Annotated in this window: 17 protein-coding genes; 12 read left to right on the top strand and 5 right to left on the bottom strand. The window is 69.9% G+C overall.

The features are described from left to right. Nucleotides 1-2 precede the first annotated feature (2 nt). The gene (locus KV106_RS22335; RefSeq protein WP_057594005.1) at nt 3-386 is read right to left on the bottom strand and encodes a YraN family protein; all 384 of its coding nucleotides are present in this window, start codon (nt 384-386) and stop codon (nt 3-5) included. Nucleotides 387-440: 54 nt separating this feature from the next. Here KV106_RS22335 and rsmI point away from each other — a divergent pair, with 54 nt between their 5' ends. Further along, on the top strand, nt 441-1,394 hold the full coding sequence (gene rsmI / locus KV106_RS22330; RefSeq protein ID WP_261212409.1) for a 16S rRNA (cytidine(1402)-2'-O)-methyltransferase: 954 nt from the start codon (nt 441-443) through the stop codon (nt 1,392-1,394). Here the strand turns inward: rsmI and KV106_RS22325 are convergent. After that, nucleotides 1,391-2,173, bottom strand: a complete 783-nt coding sequence (locus KV106_RS22325; protein ID WP_261212407.1) for an IclR family transcriptional regulator — start codon at nt 2,171-2,173, stop codon at nt 1,391-1,393. The two genes, rsmI and KV106_RS22325, sit on opposite strands and share 4 nt — an antisense overlap. Nucleotides 2,174-2,330: 157 nt before the next feature. On the opposite strand from KV106_RS22325, the gene KV106_RS22320 reads away from it, so the two are divergent. Genes KV106_RS22320 through KV106_RS22300 form a run of 5 tightly spaced genes read left to right on the top strand, consistent with a single transcriptional unit; the run spans nt 2,331 to nt 7,139 of the window. Next, entirely contained in the window at nt 2,331-3,338 is a 1,008-nt protein-coding gene (locus KV106_RS22320) for a TRAP transporter substrate-binding protein (RefSeq protein WP_261212405.1), read from the top strand. Nucleotides 3,339-3,364: 26 nt separating this feature from the next. Next, entirely contained in the window at nt 3,365-3,808 is a 444-nt protein-coding gene (locus KV106_RS22315) for a type II 3-dehydroquinate dehydratase (protein ID WP_057594001.1), read from the top strand. A 57-nt stretch (nt 3,809-3,865) separates the two neighbouring features. Continuing rightward, complete coding sequence (locus KV106_RS22310; RefSeq protein ID WP_261212404.1) at nt 3,866-4,420, top strand: TRAP transporter small permease; 555 nt, start codon at nt 3,866-3,868, stop codon at nt 4,418-4,420. Beyond that, nucleotides 4,417-5,697, top strand: a complete 1,281-nt coding sequence (locus tag KV106_RS22305) for a TRAP transporter large permease (protein ID WP_261212403.1) — start codon at nt 4,417-4,419, stop codon at nt 5,695-5,697. The genes KV106_RS22310 and KV106_RS22305 overlap by 4 nt, the downstream gene beginning before the upstream one ends. Further along, entirely contained in the window at nt 5,697-7,139 is a 1,443-nt protein-coding gene (locus tag KV106_RS22300) for an ELWxxDGT repeat protein (protein WP_261212402.1), read from the top strand. The genes KV106_RS22305 and KV106_RS22300 overlap by 1 nt, the downstream gene beginning before the upstream one ends. 85 nt (nt 7,140-7,224) lie before the next feature. Here the strand turns inward: KV106_RS22300 and KV106_RS22295 are convergent, their stop codons facing one another. After that, nucleotides 7,225-9,441, bottom strand: coding sequence for an outer membrane protein assembly factor BamB family protein (locus KV106_RS22295; RefSeq protein WP_261212401.1), 2,217 nt, complete (start codon nt 9,439-9,441; stop codon nt 7,225-7,227). 118 nt (nt 9,442-9,559) lie between these two features. Then, the gene (locus KV106_RS22290; protein ID WP_261212399.1) at nt 9,560-10,618 is read right to left on the bottom strand and encodes a ThuA domain-containing protein; all 1,059 of its coding nucleotides are present in this window, start codon (nt 10,616-10,618) and stop codon (nt 9,560-9,562) included. A gap of 751 nt (nt 10,619-11,369) precedes the next feature. Here KV106_RS22290 and KV106_RS22285 point away from each other — a divergent pair. After that, nucleotides 11,370-13,286, top strand: a complete 1,917-nt coding sequence (locus KV106_RS22285; RefSeq protein WP_261212397.1) for a sialate O-acetylesterase — start codon at nt 11,370-11,372, stop codon at nt 13,284-13,286. A gap of 75 nt (nt 13,287-13,361) precedes the next feature. Here the strand turns inward: KV106_RS22285 and ssb are convergent, their stop codons facing one another. Then, nucleotides 13,362-13,895 (bottom strand): single-stranded DNA-binding protein, encoded by a 534-nt coding sequence (ssb, locus tag KV106_RS22280; RefSeq protein ID WP_057594677.1) that lies wholly within the window; start codon nt 13,893-13,895, stop codon nt 13,362-13,364. Between the two features lie 138 nt (nt 13,896-14,033). Here ssb and KV106_RS22275 point away from each other — a divergent pair, with 138 nt between their 5' ends. The 5 genes from KV106_RS22275 (at nt 14,034) to KV106_RS22255 (ending at nt 21,255) form a co-directional block, all read left to right on the top strand. Beyond that, nucleotides 14,034-15,401 carry a chloride channel protein gene (locus tag KV106_RS22275; protein WP_057594678.1) on the top strand — a complete coding sequence of 456 codons (1,368 nt, stop codon included), beginning with the start codon at nt 14,034-14,036 and terminating at the stop codon, nt 15,399-15,401. Between the two features lie 47 nt (nt 15,402-15,448). Next, nucleotides 15,449-18,544, top strand: a complete 3,096-nt coding sequence (gene uvrA / locus KV106_RS22270; protein WP_409976548.1) for an excinuclease ABC subunit UvrA — start codon at nt 15,449-15,451, stop codon at nt 18,542-18,544. A 62-nt stretch (nt 18,545-18,606) separates the two neighbouring features. After that, complete coding sequence (locus KV106_RS22265) at nt 18,607-19,494, top strand: DMT family transporter (RefSeq protein ID WP_261212394.1); 888 nt, start codon at nt 18,607-18,609, stop codon at nt 19,492-19,494. Between the two features lie 94 nt (nt 19,495-19,588). After that, nucleotides 19,589-19,828, top strand: coding sequence for a F0F1 ATP synthase subunit C (atpE, locus tag KV106_RS22260; RefSeq protein ID WP_057594681.1), 240 nt, complete (start codon nt 19,589-19,591; stop codon nt 19,826-19,828). 233 nt (nt 19,829-20,061) lie between these two features. Continuing rightward, nucleotides 20,062-21,255 (top strand): ABC transporter substrate-binding protein, encoded by a 1,194-nt coding sequence (locus tag KV106_RS22255; RefSeq protein WP_261212392.1) that lies wholly within the window; start codon nt 20,062-20,064, stop codon nt 21,253-21,255. Nucleotides 21,256-21,316 lie beyond the last annotated feature (61 nt).

Raw genomic sequence — 21,316 nt, 5'->3', positions numbered from 1 at the left:
GCTCAGTCCGCGTCGAAGGCCGCGCGCAGCCAGGTGATGCGTTCCTCGACCAGCACCACGTCGAAACGGCACGGCGGCGGCTCGCGCAGACGCGCGAGATAGTGGCGTGCCGCGAACACGATGCGCCGCTGCTTGGCCGCGGTGATGCTGCCGGCCGCGCCGCCATGGCCGCCCGAGCTGCGCTGGCGCACCTCGACGAACACCAGCGTGCGGTCGCGCGGATCGCGCATGATCAGGTCGATCTCGCCGCCGCCGCGGCCCGGCGTCCGATAATTGCGCGCGACCAGCCGCAGCCCCGCGCGTTCCAGGTGCGCCAATGCGGCGTCCTCGGCCGCGTCGCCGCGGCCCTTGGTCGTGACGGCCGATGCCGTCGTCGTGGTCTTCATGACCGCTCCCTGTTCCCGTTTGTTCTTGTGTCGACGTCCCTCGGAGAAAAGCGCTTGGCCTCACTCGCACCCGCCTCTTTCGGTGCCGCCCTCGGGGCCGCGCGCGACGCCGCCGGTGCGCAGCATTATCCGCAGGGCACCCTCTACGTGGTCGCCACGCCGATCGGCAACCTGGCCGACATCACGCTGCGCGCGCTGCACGTGCTGCAACTGGTCGACGCCATCGCCTGCGAGGACACGCGCCACACGCAGAGCCTGCTGCGTGCCTACGGCATCGACCGCCCCGGCGCGCAATTGCTCGCGCTGCACCAGCACAACGAGGCCGAGGCCGCGCAGGCCGTGGTCGCGCGGCTCGCGCAGGGCGAGCGCATCGCCTACGTCAGCGACGCCGGCACGCCGGGCGTGAGCGACCCCGGCGCGCGGCTGGTGGCCGCGGTGCATGCCGCCGGCCTGCGCGCGCTGCCGCTGCCGGGCGCGAGCAGCGTCACCACGCTGGTCGGCGCGGCCGGGCTGGTCTCCGATGGCAGTGGCGACAGCGCGAGCAGCGCCTTCGTGTTCGCGGGCTTCCTGCCTAGCAAGGCCGGCGAGCGCGACAGCGCCGTGCAGGCGCTCGCGCGCGAGCCGCGCGCCGTGGTGCTGCTCGAGGCCCCGCACCGCATCGAGCCGCTGGCGCGCGCGCTGGCCGTGCTCGGCGAGCGCCGCGTCACCGTGGGCCGCGAGCTCACCAAGCAGTTCGAGGAGATCGCGACGCTGGCGGCCAGCGCCCTGCCCGGCTGGTTCGCGGCCGAGCGCGACCGCACGCGCGGCGAGTTCGCGCTGGTGCTGCATCCGGTGGCGGTGGCGGCCGACGACGGCGCCGAGGGCGAGCGCGTGCTGCGCCTGCTGCTGGCCGAGCTGCCGGTGAAGACCGCCGTGAAGCTCGCGGCCGAGATCACGGACGCGCCGCGCAACACGCTCTACGACATGGCGCTGCGGATCCGCAACGCATCGGACGAAGACGCCGACTAAGCGCGCTTCTTGAACAGCGCCGAGGCCCCGCTCGCCGTGGCCACCTCGGCCGCCGCCTGCATCAGCGTGGGCCCGAGCGTCTCCATGCGCTGCGCCGTCAGCCGCACCGCGGGGCCGGCGATGGTGATGACGCCGATCGCCGGGCCGGTGGGGCCGAAGACCGGTGCCGCCATCGCGGTCATGCCCGGTGCGAACACCTCGTTGATCAGGCTGAAGCCGCGCTGGCGCGCCGCCTTCACGTAGACCATCACGGCCTTGAGCGTGGTCGGCGCCTTGGGACCGAAGTCCTCGGGCTTGCCCAGGCCCTTCTTCGCGACCAGCGCCATCGCGTCGTCCTCGGGCAGGGTCGAGAGCCAGGCATGGCCGGCCGCGCTGCACGACAGCGCCACCGACAGGCCCATGTCCGGGTCGTAGCGCAGGCCGTGGGTCGCGCCCTGGGCCTTGGCCACGAAGGTGAGTTCGTCGCCGTCGACCACCGCGAGGCGCACCAGCTCGCCGGTGGCCTTGGCGAGCTGGTCGAGCAGCGGCTGCGCGACGTCGACCACGCCCGAGTTGCTGAGGAACGAGAGGCCGATCGACACCAGCTTGATGGTCAGCACGTAGTGGCCGTCGCGCTGCTCCTGTCGCACGTAGCCGTAGCGGATCAGTTCCGTCAGCAGGCGGTGCGAGGCGCTCAGCGGGATCTGCAGATCGCCCGCCAGCAGGGACAGGGGCACGCCCTCGGGATGGGACGCCAGATATTCCAGCACCCTGAAGCTGCGTCCCAGCATTTCGCTCATGTCAGTACTCCCGGTTCATGTCGCGGACCGATGCGACAGCCGAACTCTAGCAGAACAAGGGAAGGGATTTCCATAGTGGAAAGATTTTCCGATTCAATACAGAATCCGCTCCATCGCTTCGGCCCTGCCGACTTCCGTCCCTCCCTGGAGCCCTTCCGTGAAACTTCTCCGCACCTTCGCCCTCGCCAGCCTCTGCATCGGCCTCGCCGCGCCCGCCCTGGCGCAGCAGGAACGCACCATCCGCTTCGGCCACCTCAACAACACCGACCATCCGGTGAGCCTGGGCGTGAAGCGCTTCGCCGAGCTGCTCGCGGCCAAGAGCGGCGGCAAGATGAAGGTGCAGGAGTACCCGGCCAACCAGCTCGGCAACGAGATGCAGCAGCAGTCGGCGCTGCAGGGCGGCGTGCAGCAGATGTCGGCGCCCGCGACCACCTCGCTCGCGGGCATCGTCAAGGAGTTCGGCCTGGTCGACTTCCCGTTCGCGGTCGCCAGCTTCGAGCAGGCCGACCAGCTGCTCGACGGGCCGCTGGGCCAGGCGCTGATCGCCAAGCTGCCCGAGAAGGGTCTGGTGGCGCTCGGCTACTGGGACCTGGGCTTTCGCAACGTGACCAACAGCAAGCACCCGATCGCCAGGGCCGAGGACCTGCAGGGCCTGAAGATCCGCGTGATCCCGAACCCGGTGTTCCTCGACACCTTCAAGGCCTTCAAGGCCAACCCGGTGCCGATGCCCTTCGCCGAGCTCTACGGCGCGCTCGAGTCGAAGGCGGTCGACGGCCAGGAGAACCCGTTCGCCGTGATCCTGTCGAACAAGTTCTACGAGGTGCAGAAGTTCGTGAGCGCGACCAACCACGTGTACGCGGCCAACATCGTGCTCGTGAGCAGGAAGTTCTGGGACCAGCTCTCGCCGACCGAGCAGAAGTGGATGCGCGAGGCCGCCGACGAGGCGCGCGGCTACCAGCGCCAGGCCAGCCGCGCCGCGGCGCAGAAGGCCGTGGGCGAGCTGCAGGCCAAGGGCGCGCAGTTCAACGAGGTGGCGCCGAAGGAGCAGGTGCGCATGCGCGAGATCGCGCAGCCGGTGATCGACAAGTTCGCGGCCCAGTACGACCCCGCCATCGTCAAGCTCTACAACGACGAGCTCGCGCGCATCCGCGGCGGCAAGCAGTGAGTGCAAGGGAACCGCGAGCATCCATCATGAAGTTCCTCGTCCTGCACGGCCCCAACCTCAATCTCTTCGGCCGCCGCGAGCCGCACATCTACGGCCGCACCACCCTGGCGGAGATCGACGCGCGCATCGACAAGCTCGCGCGCGAGCTCGACATCACGGTGGCGACGATCCAGTCCAACCACGAAGGCGCGCTGGTCGACTTCCTGCACCAGCACATCGACGAGGCGCAGGGCGCGCTGGTCAATCCCGCGGGCCTCACGCAGCACGGCGTGCCGCTGCACGACGCGATCAAGGCCATGCCGTTCCCGACCATCGAGGTCCACATGTCGAACATCGCGGCGCGCGAGGCCTGGCGCGCGCACTCGATCATCTCTCCGGCCGTGCGCGGCACGGTGCAGGGGCTCGGTCCGCAGTCCTATCTCGCGGCGCTGCGGGCGCTGGTCGAGATCGTGCGCGACGCCAGGCAGTGAGCCCGCGCGTGCGCCCGTGCACGGCGCACGCCCCCCGACCGGATTGAAGAGGACGACATGAATCGATGGATCGATCGCGCCTGCCGCGTGGTGGAGGCGCTGATCGCGACCTTCCTGGCCGCGATGGTGGTGCTGGTGTTCGGCAACGTGGTGCTGCGCTACGGCCTCAACTCGGGCATCACCGTGTCCGAGGAGGTCTCGCGCTGGCTGTTCATCTGGATCACCTTCCTGGGTGCGCTGGTGGCGCTGCGCGAGCATGCCCACCTCGGCGTGGACATGGTGGTCGGCAAGCTGCCGCCGCTGGGCCGCAAGCTGTGCCTGGGCGCCAGCCACCTGCTGATGCTCTACATCCTGTGGCTGCTGTTCCAGGGCAGCCTGGCGCAGACGCGGATCAACTGGGACGTGGAGGCGCCGGTCACCGGCGCCTCGATGGCCGTGGTCTACGCCTCGGGCCTGGTGTTCTCGGTGCTGGCCGCGGCGCTGCTGCTGATCGAGCTGCTGCGCCTGGTCACGGGCCGGCTCGCCGACGACCAGCTGGTGGCGATCCAGGAATCGGAAGAAGCCGCCGCGCTCGCGCAGGTGCTCGACCACGAACGGGAGCGCCGCGCATGACGATCGCCGTCTTCCTCGGATCGCTGCTGCTGGCCATGGCGCTGGGCATGCCGATCGCCTTCGCGCTGCTGGCCAGCGGCGTGGCGCTGATGTGGCAGCTCGACCTGTTCGATGCCCAGATCCTGGCGCAGAACCTGATCGGCGGCGCCGACAGCTTCCCGCTGCTGGCCGTGCCCTTCTTCATGCTCGCGGGCGAGATCATGAACGCGGGCGGCCTGTCGCGCCGCATCGTCGCGCTGGCGCTCGCGCTGGTGGGCCACGTGCGCGGCGGCCTGGGCTACGTGACGATCATGGCGGGCTGCCTGCTGTCGGCGCTGTCGGGCTCGGCCGTGGCCGACGCTGCGGCGCTGACCGCGCTGCTGCTGCCGATGATGGTCTCGGCCGGCCACGACCGCGCCCGCGCGGGCGGCCTGATCGCGGCCACCGGCATCATCGGCCCGGTGATCCCGCCGAGCATCGGGCTCGTGATCTTCGGCGTGGCGGCCAATGTCTCGATCTCCAAGCTCTTCCTCGCGGCGATCGTGCCCGGCCTGCTGATCGGCGGCGCGCTGTGGATCACCTGGGCCTGGCTGGTGCGGCACGAGAGGATCGAGCCGCCGCCGCGCCAGTCCGGCCGCCAGATCGCCAGCGCCGCGCGCGAGGCCGGCTGGGCGCTGATGCTGCCGGTGATCATCCTGGTGGGCCTGCGCATGGGCGTGTTCACGCCCACCGAGGCGGCCGTGGTGGCCGCCGTCTACGCGCTCTTCGTGGCCACGGTCATCTACCGCGAGCTGCGCTTTCCCGATCTCTACAAGATCTTCGTGAGCGCCGCCAAGACCAGCGCGGTCGTGATGTTCCTGATCGCCGCCGCGATGGTCAGCGCCTGGCTGATCACGGTGGCCGACCTGCCCGCGAAGGTGGTCGCGCTGCTCGAGCCCTTCATGGGCAACAAGATCTTGCTGATGATCGCGATCATGCTGCTGGTGATGGCGGTGGGCACCGCGATGGACATGACGCCGACCATCCTGATCCTCACGCCGGTGCTGATGCCGGTGGTGGCGGCGGCCGGCATCGACCCGGTCTACTTCGGCGTGATGTTCATCATCAACAACTCGATCGGGCTGATCACGCCGCCGGTGGGCGTGGTGCTCAACGTGGTGGCGGGCGTGGGCCGCATGCGCATGGACGAGGTCACGCGCGGCGTGCTGCCCTTCATGGCGGCGGAGTTCGCGATCATGTTCCTCATGGTGCTGTTCCCCCAGCTGGTGACGGTGCCCGCCAGATGGTTCGGCGGCTGATGCGCGCGCCCACCCTTCGGCCCGCGCGCTGCCGGCTGCGCGCGCTGTGCGCGGCGCTCGCGCTCTTCGTTCCGCTGGCGGCATCGGCGCAGGACCCGGCGCGCGACGTGCTGCCCGAGCAGCTGCAGCCGCGCGCCTTCGTCGGGCCGACCGGCCTGGTGCGGCTGGGCCCGCGCGTGCTGTTCTCGGCCTTCCACGTGACCACCGGGCAGGAGCTCTGGAGCAGCGACGGCACCACCGCCGGCACCGTGCTGCTGAAGGACATCCGCCCCGGCTTTCGCGGCGCCTTCCCGAGCTGGCAGACGCGCTTCGGCGCGCACGTCTACTTCACCGCCACCGACGGCGAGCACGGCCTCGAGCTGTGGCGCAGCGACGGCACCGCGCGCGGCACGCAGCGCGTGACCGACCTCAACCCCGGCGAGGCCGACGCCATGCCGGCCGAGCTGACGGCCTGGCGCGACGCGCTGTACTTCGTCGCCAACGACGGCCGCCACGGCTTCCAGCTCTGGAAGACCGGCGGCGATGCGCGCAGCACGCGGCGCGTGTCCTCGGTCGACGCGGGGCCGGGCGCGGTGGTGCGCCAGCTCACCCCGGCCGGCCGGCGGCTGTTCTTCACCGCCACCAGCCACGCCCATGGGCACGAGCTGTGGGTCAGCGAGGGCACGCCCGAGACCACGCGGCTGGTGAAGGACATCCGGCCCGGCGCGGAGGACGGCAACCTCGAGAACCTGGTGGCGACCGGCGAGCGGCTCTGGTTCACCGCGAGCGACGGCCGGCATGGCATCGAGCTCTGGACCAGCGACGGCAGCGAAGCCGGCACGCGCATGGTCAAGGACATCCGCCCCGGCGAGGCCGCGTCGCGGCCCGCGCATCTCACGGCCGTGGGCGCCACGCTCTACTTCGCGGCCGAGGACGGCACGCACGGCATCGAGCTCTGGCGCAGCGACGGCACCGAGGCCGGCACGCAACTGGTGAAGGACATCCGCCCCGGCGCCGCGAGTTCGGTGCCCGGCCCGCTCGCGGCCTTCGGCGGCCGGCTCTACTTCGCCGCCACCGACGGCGAGACGGGCGCCGAGCTCTGGACCAGCGACGGCAGCGCGGCCGGCACCCGGCTCTTGAAAGACCTGGGGCCGGGAGCCGGCAGCGGCTCGCCCGCGCGCTTCGCGCAGGCCGGCGGCCGGCTGTGGTTCTCGGCGAACGACGGCGTGCACGGCGTGGAGCCCTGGTCCACCGACGGCAGCGCGGCCGGCACGCGCCTCGCGGCCGATGTCGCGCCCGGACCGCGCCATGCGATGCCGCTGGGCTTCGTCGCGCTCGGCGGCGCGGTGCTGTTCGTGGCCGACGACGGCCTCGGCAACGAGCGCCTGTGGTCGCGCAGCACGAAGGGCGGCGCGCGCCGCGCCACATTGATCGGCGATCCGCTGCGCGAGCGGCTGCGCTGAGCCGCGCCGGCTCGCCGGCTCCTTTCCCGCGCCAACGAAAAAAGGCCCCGGTTCGCACCGGGGCCTTCTTGCATCGCGCGCGGGCTCAGTACACGACGATCTTGCCGGTCGGTCGCGCGCTGTGGCAGTCGTTGTAGAAGTACTCGCCGGGCGTGTCGAAGCGGTGCTGCGCCGACTGGCCCGGTGCGAGCTTGAAGTCGAAGCGGCCCTCGAAGAACTGCGTGGCGCAGTGCAGGTTGGCGTTGCCGGCGGGGTTGGTGAAGGTCACGGTGGTGTTCGCGGGCACGCGCATCCAGGTCGGCGTCATCGCGTTGACCGCGGTGCTCTCGCTGGTGCCGGGCGCGTTGGCCGCGGTCTGCACGCGCGCGAGGAACACGGTGTTGGGCGTGGGCAGCGCCGCGCCTTCCACCGCCTGGCCCGACACCGGCCGGCGCACCTCGGGCGGCTTCGGCGTGGCCGCCGGCGCCACCGTGCCGCCGACCTTGAAGGCCCAGAGGTAGTCGCCGCGCGGCGCCGAGTCGCCGTAGGGGATGCTGGTGCCGCCCGCATACACCGCGATGTACTGTTCGCCGTCGACCTCGTAGGCCACCGGGCTCGCGGCGATGGCCGCGCCGGTCTGGAAGCGCCACAGCTCGCTGCCGTCGCCCGCGTCGAGCGCGAGCAGGTTGCCGTCGGGCTGGCCGATGAACAGCAGGTCGGCGGCCGTGCTCAGGATGCCGTTGCCGTGCGCCAGCGAATAGGGCATGGGCTTCTTCCACCTGACCAGGTTGGTGCTCGGGTCGACCGCCACCACCGCGCCCGTCATGTAGGTGCCCGGCGGGCGCAGGCCGTTGCTCGACTCGGTCAGCGAGTGCGCGGCCGAGACGTAGCCCATGCCGGTGTAGACCAGGCCGGTGCGCGGGCTGAAGGACTGGTGGTTCCAGTTGGCGCCGCCGCCGTGGCCCGGGATCGACAGCAGCGGCACGTCCCAGTGCGCGTCGTAGAGGCAGCCCTTGAGGTAGTTGGGCACGGCGCGGTTCGGGTCGCCGGGGATCGCGGTGCCCAGCGGCTGGTCGACGATGCAGGTCTCGGTCCAGGCGCCCTGGCGCGGGAAGGGCTGGGTCGGCCAGCTCGCCTGACGGGCGTCCTGCTTGACCGGCATCTCGTCGATGCCCAGCGGCGCGCTGCCGTCCTTGCGATCGAGGATGTAGTACATGCCGGTCTTGCTGCCGTAGATCACGACCTTGCGCTCCTGGCCCGCGATCCTCACGTTGGCCAGCACGGGCGACATCACGTTGTCCATGTCCCAGATGTCGTGGTGCACCGACTGGAAGTGCCACTTGTACTCGCCGGTCTTGAGGTCGAGCGCGACGATCGAGTTGGCGAACAGGTTCAGGCCCGGCCGCGTGGAGCCGTTCTGCGAGGAGCCGCCGCGCACGTTGCCGAAGGTCCAGTAGACGAGCCCCAGCTCGGGATCGACCGCGGGATGGATCCACGGCGTGGCGCCGGTGCGGTCCGACTCGGGCGCGCCGCCCCAGGTGTCGTAGCCGCGCTCGCCCACGCGCGGCACGCCCCAGAAGGTGGAGAGCACCTTGCCGGTGGCCGCGTCGGCCGAGAAGGCGGCGCCGCGGTTGCCGTCGTTGGTGCCCACGTACAGGCGCTTGTCGTGATAGACCAGCGCCACCTTCTGCACCGCGCCCTGGTAGTCGGCGTCGGTGGCGCTGCTCGGGTACTGCTTGATCCAGACCGGCTTGCCGGTGTTCGTGTCGAGCGCCACCAGCCGGTTGCCCGTGGCCACGGTGTAGACCAGGCCCAGGTCCTTCGCGACCGCCGCGCCGCGGCGCGTGATCGCGCCGTAGGGCGTGGTCCATTTCCACTTGGTGACCCCGGTCTTGCCGTCGACCGCGATCAGGTTGCCGAGCGCCGACTCGATGTAGATCACGCCGTCGACCACCACCGTGGTGCTCTGGCTGTTGCCGGTGTTGGTGCCGCCCTCGATGCGGTTGAGCCAGGCGCCGCCGAGCTGGCCGACGCGCGCCTTGTCGATCTTCGCGAGGCTCGAGTAGTTCTGGTTGCCGAGGTTGCCGCCCACCTTGGGGAAGTCGCGGTCGCCCGCGGTGCAGCAGTCGGCGAGCGCGGCGGCCGAGGGACCGGCCGCGGGCGGTGCCGGCGGCGGGGCCGGCGGGTTGGATGCCGGCGGGGGCGCCGAGAACCAGGGGAAGGCGCCGCCGCCCGAGTCGCCGCCGCCGCAGCCGGCCAGCAGCAGGGGTGCGCCGATGGCGCCGCAGGCGAGCAGCGTCGCTGCCAGTGATGTGAGTCGCATGGTGAAGATCTCCGCTCCGAAGAAAAGGTTGTCCGCGATGGGAAGGAGGAACGCGGCGCGCAGGGCTGCGCGCACGGCGCCAAGGCACCGTGCGGGCCGCGAGGCCGGTCGGGTCAGCTCAGGGCGTGGTGCAGAAGGGCGTCAGGCCCATGGCCGACTTCACGCCCTGCACCACCAGCTTCTGGAACTGGTCGGCGCCGGGTCCGGTCGAGCTGGCGCTGAACGAGTGGTCGTTGTGGCCCAGCGTGCTGAGCCAGGCGCGGCCGCCGTCGTAGTACTGGCACCAGGCCACGGGATGGAAGTCCGCATGGCCCGGATGCGGCGGCGAGGTCAGCGGCTTGAGCGTGGAGGTGTCGACCTTGGCGAGGAATTTCACGTTGGTCGGGAAGGGCGCGAGGTTGTACCACTCGTCCTGGAAGGTGAAGCGCCTGGGCAGGTCCACGGTGGAGGGGTCGTCGGCAATGATCTCGACGTCGCCCGAGCGGTTGGGCCCGTGGTTGTAGAAGTTGGCGTTGCCCAGCAGGCCTTCGTAGTAGGGCCAGTTGTATTCGGCGCCGAAGGCGTTGTGCAGCCCGACGAAGCCGCCGCCGCGGCGCATGTAGTTGCGCAGCGCGGTGCGCGCGGCATCGTTGCTGGTCGTGACCGCGCCGTTCCACAGCGTGTCGCGGTTCGAGCTCGCGAAGATCACGGCCTTGTAGTTGTTGATGCGGCTGCCGAGCACGGCCACGTCCTCGGTCCAGTCGGCCGCGATGGCCGCGTCCTTGAGCATGCGCACCAGGCCGGCCTGCATCACGTTGTCGGGATTCATGACGGGGTTGAGGCCCGGGCCCATCGGCGTGCCGAGGTTGGCGTGGCGCGGCCCGGCGGTGCGCGAGTAGATCAGCACGCGGTCGGGCGTGGTGGCGAAGGCGCCCCAGTCGTTGTAGCACTTGGGGTCGGTGCCGCGGCAGACGTTGTAGTAGGTGTCGAAGCTGTTGTCGGGCGCCTCGGCCACGGGATCGGTGGGCCGGTCGTCCACCGGTTCCTCGGGCGCAGCGGCCGGCGGCGGCGGTGGCGGCGCCACCGCGATCGGCACGAAGCCGCCACCGCCGCCGCTGCCGCCGCCACAGGCGGTCAGGACCAGGGCGAGCGCCGCGCTCGACACGAGGCCGAGGGTCAGGGAATGAGCTGGTTTCAACGAAGTCTCCTACTTGTAGTCGTGGCCGGGACCGCGCGGGCGCGCCCTGCCGGGATGGCTCGACTGCTTCCGATGGCCGGGGAAGCAGCCGACGAAGCACCAAGGAATGCCGGCCTCAGACGGGAAGGAAAGCGACGCCCTGCTTCGATCGGGTGCGGCAGGCCGCCCTCCCTCGGCGAGCGAAGGAAGCTGCGGTTGCGACGACGGAAGCAGGCGCGAAGGACGCGCGGGGCGCGGGCGAACGCTCAGGACGGCGCGTTCGGCACGCGCCGCAGATCGGACACGGACAACGGACGAGGCAGTGGCACGGATCGTCTCCAGGACTGGGAGTCGGGGCCGAAGGGCCCGCTGGGAGGAATCATAAGCAGAACTGGAAAATATTTCCAGTATAGAAATCCATTCCTCTCTCAAGGCTTACCCTCCTCCGCCCGGGAGGCGGCGGGCGGGAGCACCTCGGCCGCGGCCGCCTCGCCTCCTCGGTGTCGCGGGTCGCCCGTTCGAGGCCGCGGGCGGGCACGCGAAATTTCTTTATGGAATGAATTCATCGGCGAGGCCGATTGGTCAGCCGCCGGCCATTTCGCCCACTCATGCAATTCGGGATTCTTGAAATTCAATCCTCCAGGAATTGAATCGATTGCGTAAGAAGACCGTCAGCCGATCGCCAAAGACTCCCGGCTTCCAAAGGCCGCATCTTTCAAAAAATCAAAAAAAACGGCCCGCCGTATTGATCGGTAGCAAAAGGAGGCAAATCGTGAAATCACTGCGAAATATTCTGGCCTGCGCGGCCGCATGCCTGGTCCTCGCGGGATGTGGAGGCGGCGATACGAACACGCGCTTCGTCCCCGTGCCCGTTGCCGTGGCGCCCAATGGCGGCGACACCCGGGGGCCCGGGCCGGGAGGCGGCACGACGACCGATCCGGCGGTGCCGGAGACTTCCGCCGAAACCGGGTTCGACGTCTTCCTGCTCGCCGGCCAATCGAACATGGTCGGCTGGGACAAGAACTTCGATCCGGTTCTGGACGCACCGGACCCGCGCATCCTGCAATTGGGCTTCTGGAACGATCACCGCAATTTCGTCATTCCCGCAATCGATCCGCTCGACCATCCTCAGCGCGACAACGGGGTGGGTCTGGCCATGCAGTTTTCCAGGGCCTATCTCGATAACCTCCCCAAGGGGCGAGGCATCCTGCTGGTGCCCTCGGCTTTCGGCGGCACCGGCTTCTATCAACAGCGCTGGAATCCCGGAAACGACCTGTTCGAACAAGCCGTGGAGCGAGCCAATGCGGCCATGGCCACGCATCCGAACAACAGGTTCGCGGGCATCCTCTGGCACCAGGGCGAGGACGATGTCCGCTTCTGGGGCTCGCAGCCGGCGCGCTACGCGGCGGCGCTGGATGCGGCGATCTACGGGTTCCGGGCTCGCATCGCCGGGGCGGCTTCGGCACCGATGATCCTGGGGAAGTTCACCGACAGCTGGGGACTGGTCGACACGACGTTCAACGCGGCCGGCGAAACGACGGCGGCCAAGGCGAACATCATGCAGGCCATCGACGAGACGACCCAGCGCGTTCCATTCACCGCCGTGGCCTCGTCCACCGGTTTGCCGTCTCCTCCCGGCGACCCGATTCACTTCAGCGCGGCGGGCCAACGGGAACACGGGCTGCGCTATTTCGCGCAACTGCCCCATGCCCTGGCCAATGCACCGACGGCCTTCGCGCCGCCTTCGGCACCGACGGCCTTGAGCGCCACCTCGGGAGCCAGCTGGATCGAGCTGCGCTGGACTGCGCCGGCCCTCTCGGGCCGCAACGCCATCACGGGCTACCGGATCGCCTACCGCCTGTCCGGCGAGGCCGCGTGGACCGACACGGGATTCGCCACCAGCCTGGCAACCTCCATCATGCTGAGCGGCTTGAAACCCGACGCGAGCTATTCGGTGCGCATCGCCGCCGTGGGCCAGGCCGGCCTGGGCACCGCGGCCCAGCTGGATGCCGTCGCCACCTTGCCGGCGCAGACGGTCCGCGTGCCGCCGGCGGCTTTCGAATACGCCTTCGAGGCCGGCGACCTGGCGAACACCGGTTCGCTGGGCACCGCGATGAATGGCACGGCCGCCGGCAAGGGGGTCGGCTTCGTGGACGATGCCGTGCGCGGCAAGGTCATGCGGCTGTCGCAGGACACCGGCGCGCCGGGCTGGGTCACGGTGCCACGGGCGATCAATGCCACGGCCTACACCAAGTCGGTGTGGGTGAAGCTCGGCACCTACACGGGCGCCCAGAACCTCGTGTCGAGCGACAACCAGGGGCGAACGGCCGGGCAGCACACCTTCTTCCTGCCGCAGGGCAAGCCCGTGTCCGCCGGAGGACATGGCCAGGGCTTCGAACTGGTCGCGGACCCCTCCGGCCCTCCCGAGCTCGACACATGGCACCACTTCGCGGTCACCTATGACGCAGCGGTATCCGGTGGCGTGCTGAAGCTCTACAGGAACGGCGTGAAAGTCTCGGAGAGGGCCGGGGTCCCGGCCCTGCGCGACCAGGCCAGCTTCTTCACGATCGGCGCCTTCATGGGCGGCAATGGCTTGAACAACGGATTCCTCGACAACGTGCGCATCTACGACAGCGCCCTCGACGCCGGCACCATCGGCGATGTCCACGCAAAGGAACGCCGGCCCTGAGCCGCGGCGCGCGGCAAGAAAAAAGGCCGGCTCCCTGGAGAGCCGGCCCTTGCTTGCGAAGGAAGTCCCGTCGGATCAGAACGGAATGTCGTCGTCCATATCGTCGAAGCCCGACGAGGACTTGGCCGGTGCCTGGCGCGGCGCGGGCGCCGGTGCGCGTGGCGCGGCGGCCGGCGCGCGCGCCGGCGCGGGGGCGTAGCCGCCACCGCCGCCACCACCACCTTGCGAGTAGCCGCCGTCGTCGTAGCCGCCGCCCGCCGGGGCGCCCTGGCCCTGGCGGCTGCCGAGCATCTGCATCTGGTCGACGCGAATGTCGGTCGCGTACTTCTCGACGCCGTCCTTGTCGGTGTACTTGCGCGTGCGGATCTGGCCTTCGACGTAGATCTGCGAGCCCTTGCGCAGGTACTGCGCGGCGATTTCGGCCAGGCGGCCGTTGAACACGAGACGGTGCCACTCGGTGGCTTCGCGCATCTCGCCGCTTTGCTTGTCCTTCCACTTGTCGGTGGTCGCGAGGGTCGCGTTGCAGACCTGGTCGCCGCTCGGGAAGGTACGGGTTTCGGGATCGCGGCCGAGGTTGCCGACGAGGATGACTTTGTTGACCGATGCCATGTGCGCTGCCCCTGATGAATGAGTAAGAGGAGGTTTGAAGGAAAAAGAAGGACACGCATTGTGCCCGATGGACCGCGCGACGCGGCCTCCGCTGGCAAGGCATCCCGCTACCGCGCGGCAGAATGGCGGGCTGGACCGATGAATCACGAGCCCGACTTCCTGCAGAACCTGCGCGCCGAGTTTTCGGGCTGGCGCCTGTGGATCGACCGCGCCATCGTGCTCGGCTACGCGGTGCTCGCGGGCCTGTTCGTGGTCGGCTTCACGCACGCGGCCGAATGGGCCTTCGCGCTGTTCGAGGGCCTGTTCCACCGCCATCCCTGGGCCGTGTTGCTGTGGACGCCGGCGCTCACCGCCGCCATCGTCTGGGCCACGCGGCGCTGGTTCCCGGGCGCGGCGGGTTCGGGCATCCCGCAGATCAAGGCCGCGCTCGACCCCGAGCTGCCCTCGGAGCGGCGTGGCCTGTTCGCCTCGCTGCGGCTGACGCTGGCCAAGATCGGGCTCGGCGCCGCGGGCTTCGCGGCCGGCCTGTCGGTGGGGCGCGAAGGGCCTTCGGTGCAGGTGGCGGCCGGCGTGATGCAGCACGCGAAGCGCTGGCTGTCGCCCGGCAGCACGATCGACATGCGCGCGCTGCTGGTGGCCGGCGGCGCGGCCGGCATCGCGGCCGCGTTCAACGCGCCGCTCGCGGGCGTGGTGTTCGCCATCGAGGAACTGTCGGGCCGGCTGGAAGCACGCGCCAGCGGCGTGATCATCACCGGCATCGTGCTCGCGGGCCTGGTGGCGGTGTCGGCCTTCGGCAACCTCAGCTATTTCGGCGTGATCCGCGTGCCGCACCTGGACTGGAGCCTGCTCGGCCCGGGCCTGGCCGTGGCGCTGCTCAGCGGCGTGGCGGGCGGGCTGTTCGCGCGCCTGCTGATCGCCTCGCTGACCGGCGCGCCGCAGCGCCTGAACCACTGGCGCCGGCGTTACCCGGTGCGCTTCGCGGCGGCCTGCGGGCTGGCCGTGGCCGTGATCGGGCTGGCCACGGGCGGCGTCACCTACGGCGCGGGCTCGGAGGCGGTCAAGCAGATGCTGCATGGCGAGGCCCCGCTCTCGCCGCTCTATACGCTGCTGAAGTTCGTCGCCACCTGGCTCACGGCCTGGAGCGGCGCGCCGGGCGGCATCTTCGCGCCCTCGCTGTCGATCGGCGCCGGCATCGGCGATGCCATCGCCCGGCTCGCGAGCCCCGAGTTCGGGCCGGCGCTGATCGCGCTCGGCATGGCGGGCTTCCTGGCCGCGGTGACGCAGGCCCCGCTGACGGCCTTCATCATCGTGATGGAGATGGTCGACGGCCACGCCATGGTGCTGAGCCTGATGGCCTCGGCCATGCTCGCGAGCCTGGTCTCGCGCATGATCAGCCGGCCGCTGTACGAGACGCTGGCCGAGCACATGGTGGGCGTGGCCACCGGGCGGCTCGCGGCGCAGCCGCAGGAGCCCGTCGCCCGCGAGGAACCGCCCCGCTCGCAATGAATTCCCCGGCGGTCTATCATGTCCGGTTGCCCTCGGACGATCGCCCCTTGAATTCAAAAGCCACCGAAGACACTGCGAACGCAGAAGCCGAACGCGAAAGCGAGCGCGACGCCCAACGCGAAGCCTACCTGGGCGCCGTACTGGCCCAGCAGCGCATCAGCATCCGCGGCGCGCGCACCCACAACCTCAAGAACGTCGACCTCGACATCCCGCGCAACAAGCTGGTGGTGATCACCGGCCTGTCGGGCTCGGGCAAGTCGAGCCTGGCCTTCGACACGCTCTATGCCGAGGGCCAGCGGCGCTACGTCGAGAGCCTGTCGGCCTATGCGCGGCAGTTCCTGCAGCTGATGGACAAGCCCGACGTCGACGTGATCGAGGGCCTGTCGCCCGCGATCAGCATCGAGCAGAAGGCCACCAGCCACAACCCGCGCTCCACCGTGGGCACGGTGACCGAGATCCACGACTACCTGCGCCTGCTCTATGCGCGCGCGGGCACGCCCTTCTGCCCCGACCACCACCTGCCGCTGCAGGCGCAGACCGTCTCGCAGATGGTCGACGCGACCCTAGGCCTGGGCGAGGAGCCGCGATTGATGATCCTCGCGCCGGTGGCGCGCGAGAAGAAGGGCGAGTTCGTCGAGCTGTTCGCCGAGATGCAGGCCGCGGGCTACATCCGCTTCCGTGTCGACGGCCAGACCTACGAATACAACGACCTGCCCAAGCTCAAGAAGACCGAGAAACACGACATCGACGTGGTGATCGACCGGCTGCGCGCGCGCCCCGACATGCAGCAGCGCCTGGCCGAGAGCTTCGAGGCCGCGCTGCGCCTGGCCGAGGGCCGCGCGCTGGTGCTCGAGCTCGGCGCCGAGGGCCAGCCCGACCGCGAGCACCTGTTCAACGCCAAGTTCTCCTGCCCGATCTGCCACTACTCCCTGGCCGAGCTCGAGCCGCGGCTGTTCTCGTTCAACTCGCCCGTGGGCGCCTGCCCGAGCTGCGACGGCCTGGGCCACAGCGAGGTGTTCGACGCGGCGCGCGTGGTGGCCTTCCCCTCGCTGTCGCTGGCCAGCGGCGCGATCAAGGGCTGGGACCGCCGCAACGGCTACTACTTCAGCATGATCGAGAGCGTCGCGAAGCACTACAAGTTCGACGTCGACGCGCCCTTCGAATCGCTGCCGGCCTCGGTGCAGCAGGTGCTGCTGCACGGCTCCGCGGGCGAGGAGATCAAGTTCAACTACACCATGGAGTCGGGCAACTTCGCGGGCAAGAAGCTCACGAAGAAGCATCCCTTCGAGGGGATCATCCCGAACATGGCGCGGCGCTACCGCGAGACCGATTCGGTGATGGTGCGCGAGGACCTCGCGCGCTACCGCAGCTTCCAGCCCTGCCCCGAATGCGGCGGCTCGCGGCTGCGGCGCGAGGCACGCAACGTGTTCCTGGTCGACGAGTCGGCACGCCCGGCCGATGGCGGCGAGCCGCCGCGCATGGCGATCTTCGAACTGAGCCGCCTCACCCTGCGCGACAGCCTCTCTTGGTTCCAGCGCCTGCAGCTGCGCGGCGCCAAGGCCGAGATCGCCGACAAGGTGGTGCGCGAGATCGGGCTGCGCCTCAAGTTCCTCAACGACGTGGGCCTCAACTACCTGAGCCTGGACCGCAGCGCCGAGACGCTGTCGGGCGGCGAGGCGCAGCGCATCCGCCTCGCCTCGCAGATCGGCTCGGGCCTGACCGGCGTGATGTACGTGCTCGACGAGCCCAGCATCGGCCTGCACCAGCGCGACAACGACCGCCTGATCGGCACCCTCAAGCATTTGCGCGACATCGGCAACAGCGTGATCGTGGTCGAGCACGACGAGGACATGATCCACGCCGCCGACCACGTGATCGACATGGGCCCGGGCGCCGGCGTGCACGGCGGCCGCGTGATGGCGCAGGGCAGCTTCGCGCAGGTGGCGGCCAACCCCGAGTCGCTGACCGGCCAGTACCTCTCGGGCGCGAAGAAGATCGAGGTGCCGAAGCGCCGCACCCCGTGGCTGCCGGTGGTGAAGAAGGAGGCGCCCGCCGAGCCGCGCAAGGCCTCGCGCTTTCCGCAGAGCCCCGCGGCCGAGCGCCGCGCCGCGCGCGAGGCCGCGCACCTCGCCTCGCAGACCGCGCTGCAGGAGATCCGCGTGGTCGGCGCCAGCGGCAACAACCTCAAGAACGTGAGCGTGGCCTTTCCGGTCGGCCTGCTGACCTGCGTCACCGGCGTCTCGGGCTCGGGCAAGTCCACGCTGGTCAACGACACGCTCTACAGCGCGGTTGCGCGCACCCTCTACCGCGCCCACGAGGAGCCCGCGCCGCACGAGGCGGTCGAAGGCATCGAGTACTTCGACAAGGTCATCAACGTCGACCAGAGCCCGATCGGCCGCACGCCGCGCAGCAACCCGGCCACCTACACGGGTCTGTTCACGCCGATCCGCGAGCTGATGGCCGAGACCAACACCGCGCGCGAGCGCGGCTACGGGCCGGGCCGCTTCAGCTTCAACGTGGCGGGCGGGCGCTGCGAGGCCTGCCAGGGCGACGGCGTGGTGAAGGTCGAGATGCACTTCCTGCCCGACGTCTACGTGCCCTGCGAGGTCTGCCACGGCCAGCGCTACAACCGCGAGACGCTCGAGGTCCAGTACAAGGGCCGCAACATCGCGCAGATCCTCGACATGACGGTCGAGGTCGCGCACGAGTTCCTGAAGGCCGTGCCGACCATCGAGCGCAAGCTGCGCACCCTGCTCGACGTGGGCCTCAGCTACATCAAGCTCGGCCAGTCGGCCACCACGCTGTCGGGCGGCGAGGCGCAGCGCGTGAAGCTCGCGCTCGAGCTCAGCAAGCGCGACACCGGGCGCACGCTCTACATCCTCGACGAGCCGACCACCGGCCTGCACTTCGCCGACATCGAGCTGCTGCTCAAGGTGCTGCACCAGCTGCGCGACGCGGGCAACACCATCGTCGTGATCGAGCACAACCTCGACGTCATCAAGACCGCCGACTGGCTGATCGACATGGGCCCCGAGGGCGGCGCCGGCGGTGGCACGGTGGTGGGCGCGGGCACGCCCGAGGACCTGGCGGCGAACGAGGCGAGTCATACGGGGCATTACCTCAAGCGGCTGCTGCCGGCCTGAAGGCGGGACGCGCGGGCCCCTCCGCCTGCACGAAGCGCCGTGGCGCGCCACAATCGCGCCCCATGCCTTCCTTCACCCCGCGCCAGTTCGTCATCCTCGTCCTGCTGACCCTCGCCTGGGGCCTCAACTGGCCGGTGATGAAGCTCGGCGTGGCGGACTATCCGCCGCTGGCCTTCCGCGCGATCTCGATCTGGCTCGGGCTGCCGGTGCTGGGCCTGGCGCTGGCGTGGATGAAGGTGCCGTTCCGCGTGCCGCGCGGCGCCTGGCCCGAGCTGCTGTGGCTGGGCGCCACCAACATGTTCGTCTGGCACGCCTGCATCATCCTCGCGGTGAAGGCGCTGTCGGGCGGGCGCGCGGCCATCCTCGGCTACACCATGCCGGTGTTCTCGGCGGTGATCGGCGCGCTGCTGTTCTCGGCCGCGCTCTCGCGCCGTGCCTGGACCGGCGTGGGCGCCTGCGCGATCGGCGTGGGCCTGCTGCTGTGGCACGAGCTCACCGACTTCGCGGGCCGGCCCGGCTACGTCGCGCTCGCGCTGGTGGCGGCCGCCACCTGGGCGCTGGGCACGCAACTGCTGCGCCACACGCGCATCGGGCTGCCGACGCTCACGCTCTCGTTCTGGATGACGGCGCTCACCGCGGTGGTGATGACGGTGCTGTCGGCGCTGTTCGAACGCGACCAGTGGCGCTGGCCCGGCAGCGTGACCTGGGGTTCGATCCTCTACAACGCGGTGCTGATCTTCGGCTTCGCGCACGCGGCGTGGTTCTATCTCGCGCGCGGGCTGCCGCCCGTGGCCTCCACGCTCAGCGTGATGTTCATCCCGGTGCTCGGCGTGTTCAGCGGCGCCGTGTGGCTCGGCGAGGCGGTGCACTGGCAGGACTGGGTGGCGGTGGCGCTGATGATGGTGGCGATCGCCTCGGTGCTGTGGCCCTCGCGCGCCGCGCGGACCTGAGCGATCGCCGCGCGCGCATGACCCGCGAGGTCATGGACCCGGTGCAGTCGATGCGGGACAGTACGTCCAGGCATCAACCACTGGAGAAAGCACCATGAACGGCTTCAACATCCTCCCCCTCGCGGTCGCCCTGCTGATCGGCATCGCGGCACTGGGTTCGTGCATCGGCATCGCGCTGGTGGGGCAGAAGTTCCTCGAAGGCACGACGCGCCAGCCCGAGATGGTCGACACGCTGCAGACCAAGTTCTTCCTGGTCGCGGGCGTGACCGACGGGGCCTTCATCATCGCCACCGGCATCGGCCTGTGGTTCGCGACGGCCAGCCCCTTCGGCTGATCGGCGCGAGGAAAGCGGCGCACCACGCAGGCGCCGCGCCCTCTTCGAGGGCATCGCAGGCGGCATCGATCCAGGTCGATGCCGCTTCTTTTTTTGGGGACATCGGGGCCGCGCACGAGGCGGCCACTGGCACCATTCGTGCTAGCACCGTTGACACCGAATTGTTTACGGCTAAAGTATTTAGCTATCAACGGTTCGATGCCGTTTCACCCCCATCCCTGCCGGAGAACCCGATGAGCCAACCGTCCCCGAAATCGTCCGCGCTGCCGCGCACCCTGCTTTCGCTGCTGCTGTGCGGCGCCGCGGCCTCGGCCATGGCCGCGCCGGTCAAGGTCGGCCTCGCGCTCGACATCTCGGGCCCGTTCGCGGCGCTGGGCGCCGAGGCGCGCGACGGCTTCGCGCTCGGCATCAAGCAGCTGGGCGGCAAGCTCGGAGGGCAGGAGGTGGAGTTCGTGCAGGCCGACATGGCCGGCAGCCCCGACCAGGCCAAGCAGCTGGTCGACCGCATGATCCAGCGCGACAAGATCGACCTGTTCAGCGGCCCGATCGGCTCCAACGTGGCGCTGGCCGTCGGCCCGACGCTGTTCAACGCCAAGGTGCCCTACCTCTCGGCCAACGCCGGCCCGAGCCAGTTCGCGGGCGCGCAATGCAATGCCTACTTCTTCGGCACCGCCTACCAGAACGACCAGTTCCACGAGGCCGCCGGCAAGTTCGCGCAGGACCGTGCCTTCAAGAAGATCGTGCTGATCGCGCCCAACTATCCCGCGGGCAAGGACGCGCTCGGCGGCTTCAAGCGCCAGTTCAAGGGCCAGGTGGCCGACGAGCTCTACACCAAGCTCGGCCAGATCGACTACGCGGCCGAGCTCGCGCAGCTGCGCGCCTCCAAGCCCGACTCGATCTACTTCTTCCTGCCCGGCGCGATGGGCATCAACTTCATCAAGCAGTTCGTGGGCGCGGGCCTGTCGAAGGACATCACGCTGGTCACCAGCGGCTTCTCGGCCGACGAGGACGTGATCGGCGCCGTGGGCGAGCCGATGCTGGGCCTGTTCAACACCTCGCACTGGGCGCACGACCTCGACAACGCCGCCAACAAGGCCTTCGTGGCCGCGTTCCGCAAGGAATACAACGGCCGCTACCCGTCGGTCTACGCCGCGCAGGCCTACGACGCCATCCTCGCGATGGACGCCGCCGTGAAGCAGGCCGGCGGCAACGCGCAGAACCGCGAGGCCGTGATCGCGGCGCTCAAGAAAGCCAACTACGCCTCGACGCGCGGCAACTTCAAGTACGCCAACAACCACTACCCCATCGAGAACTTCTACCTGCGCGTGATCGGCAAGGATGCGCAGGGCAAGGTCACGAACAAGCTGATCAACACCGTCTTGACCAACTACGGCGACAGCTACGCCGACAAGTGCCCGATGAAGTAAGCGGCGCCCGCGCCATTCGGATTCCCGAACTTCCGGACGCAGAGGACGCGAAGAATCCGCG

The sequence above is a fragment of the Variovorax endophyticus genome (genome assembly GCF_025376855.1).
In the GTDB taxonomy this organism is placed as follows: domain Bacteria; phylum Pseudomonadota; class Gammaproteobacteria; order Burkholderiales; family Burkholderiaceae_C; genus Variovorax.
The sequence above is the reverse complement of the archived record's forward strand: the minus strand, read 5'-3'. Positions and strand labels throughout refer to the sequence as shown.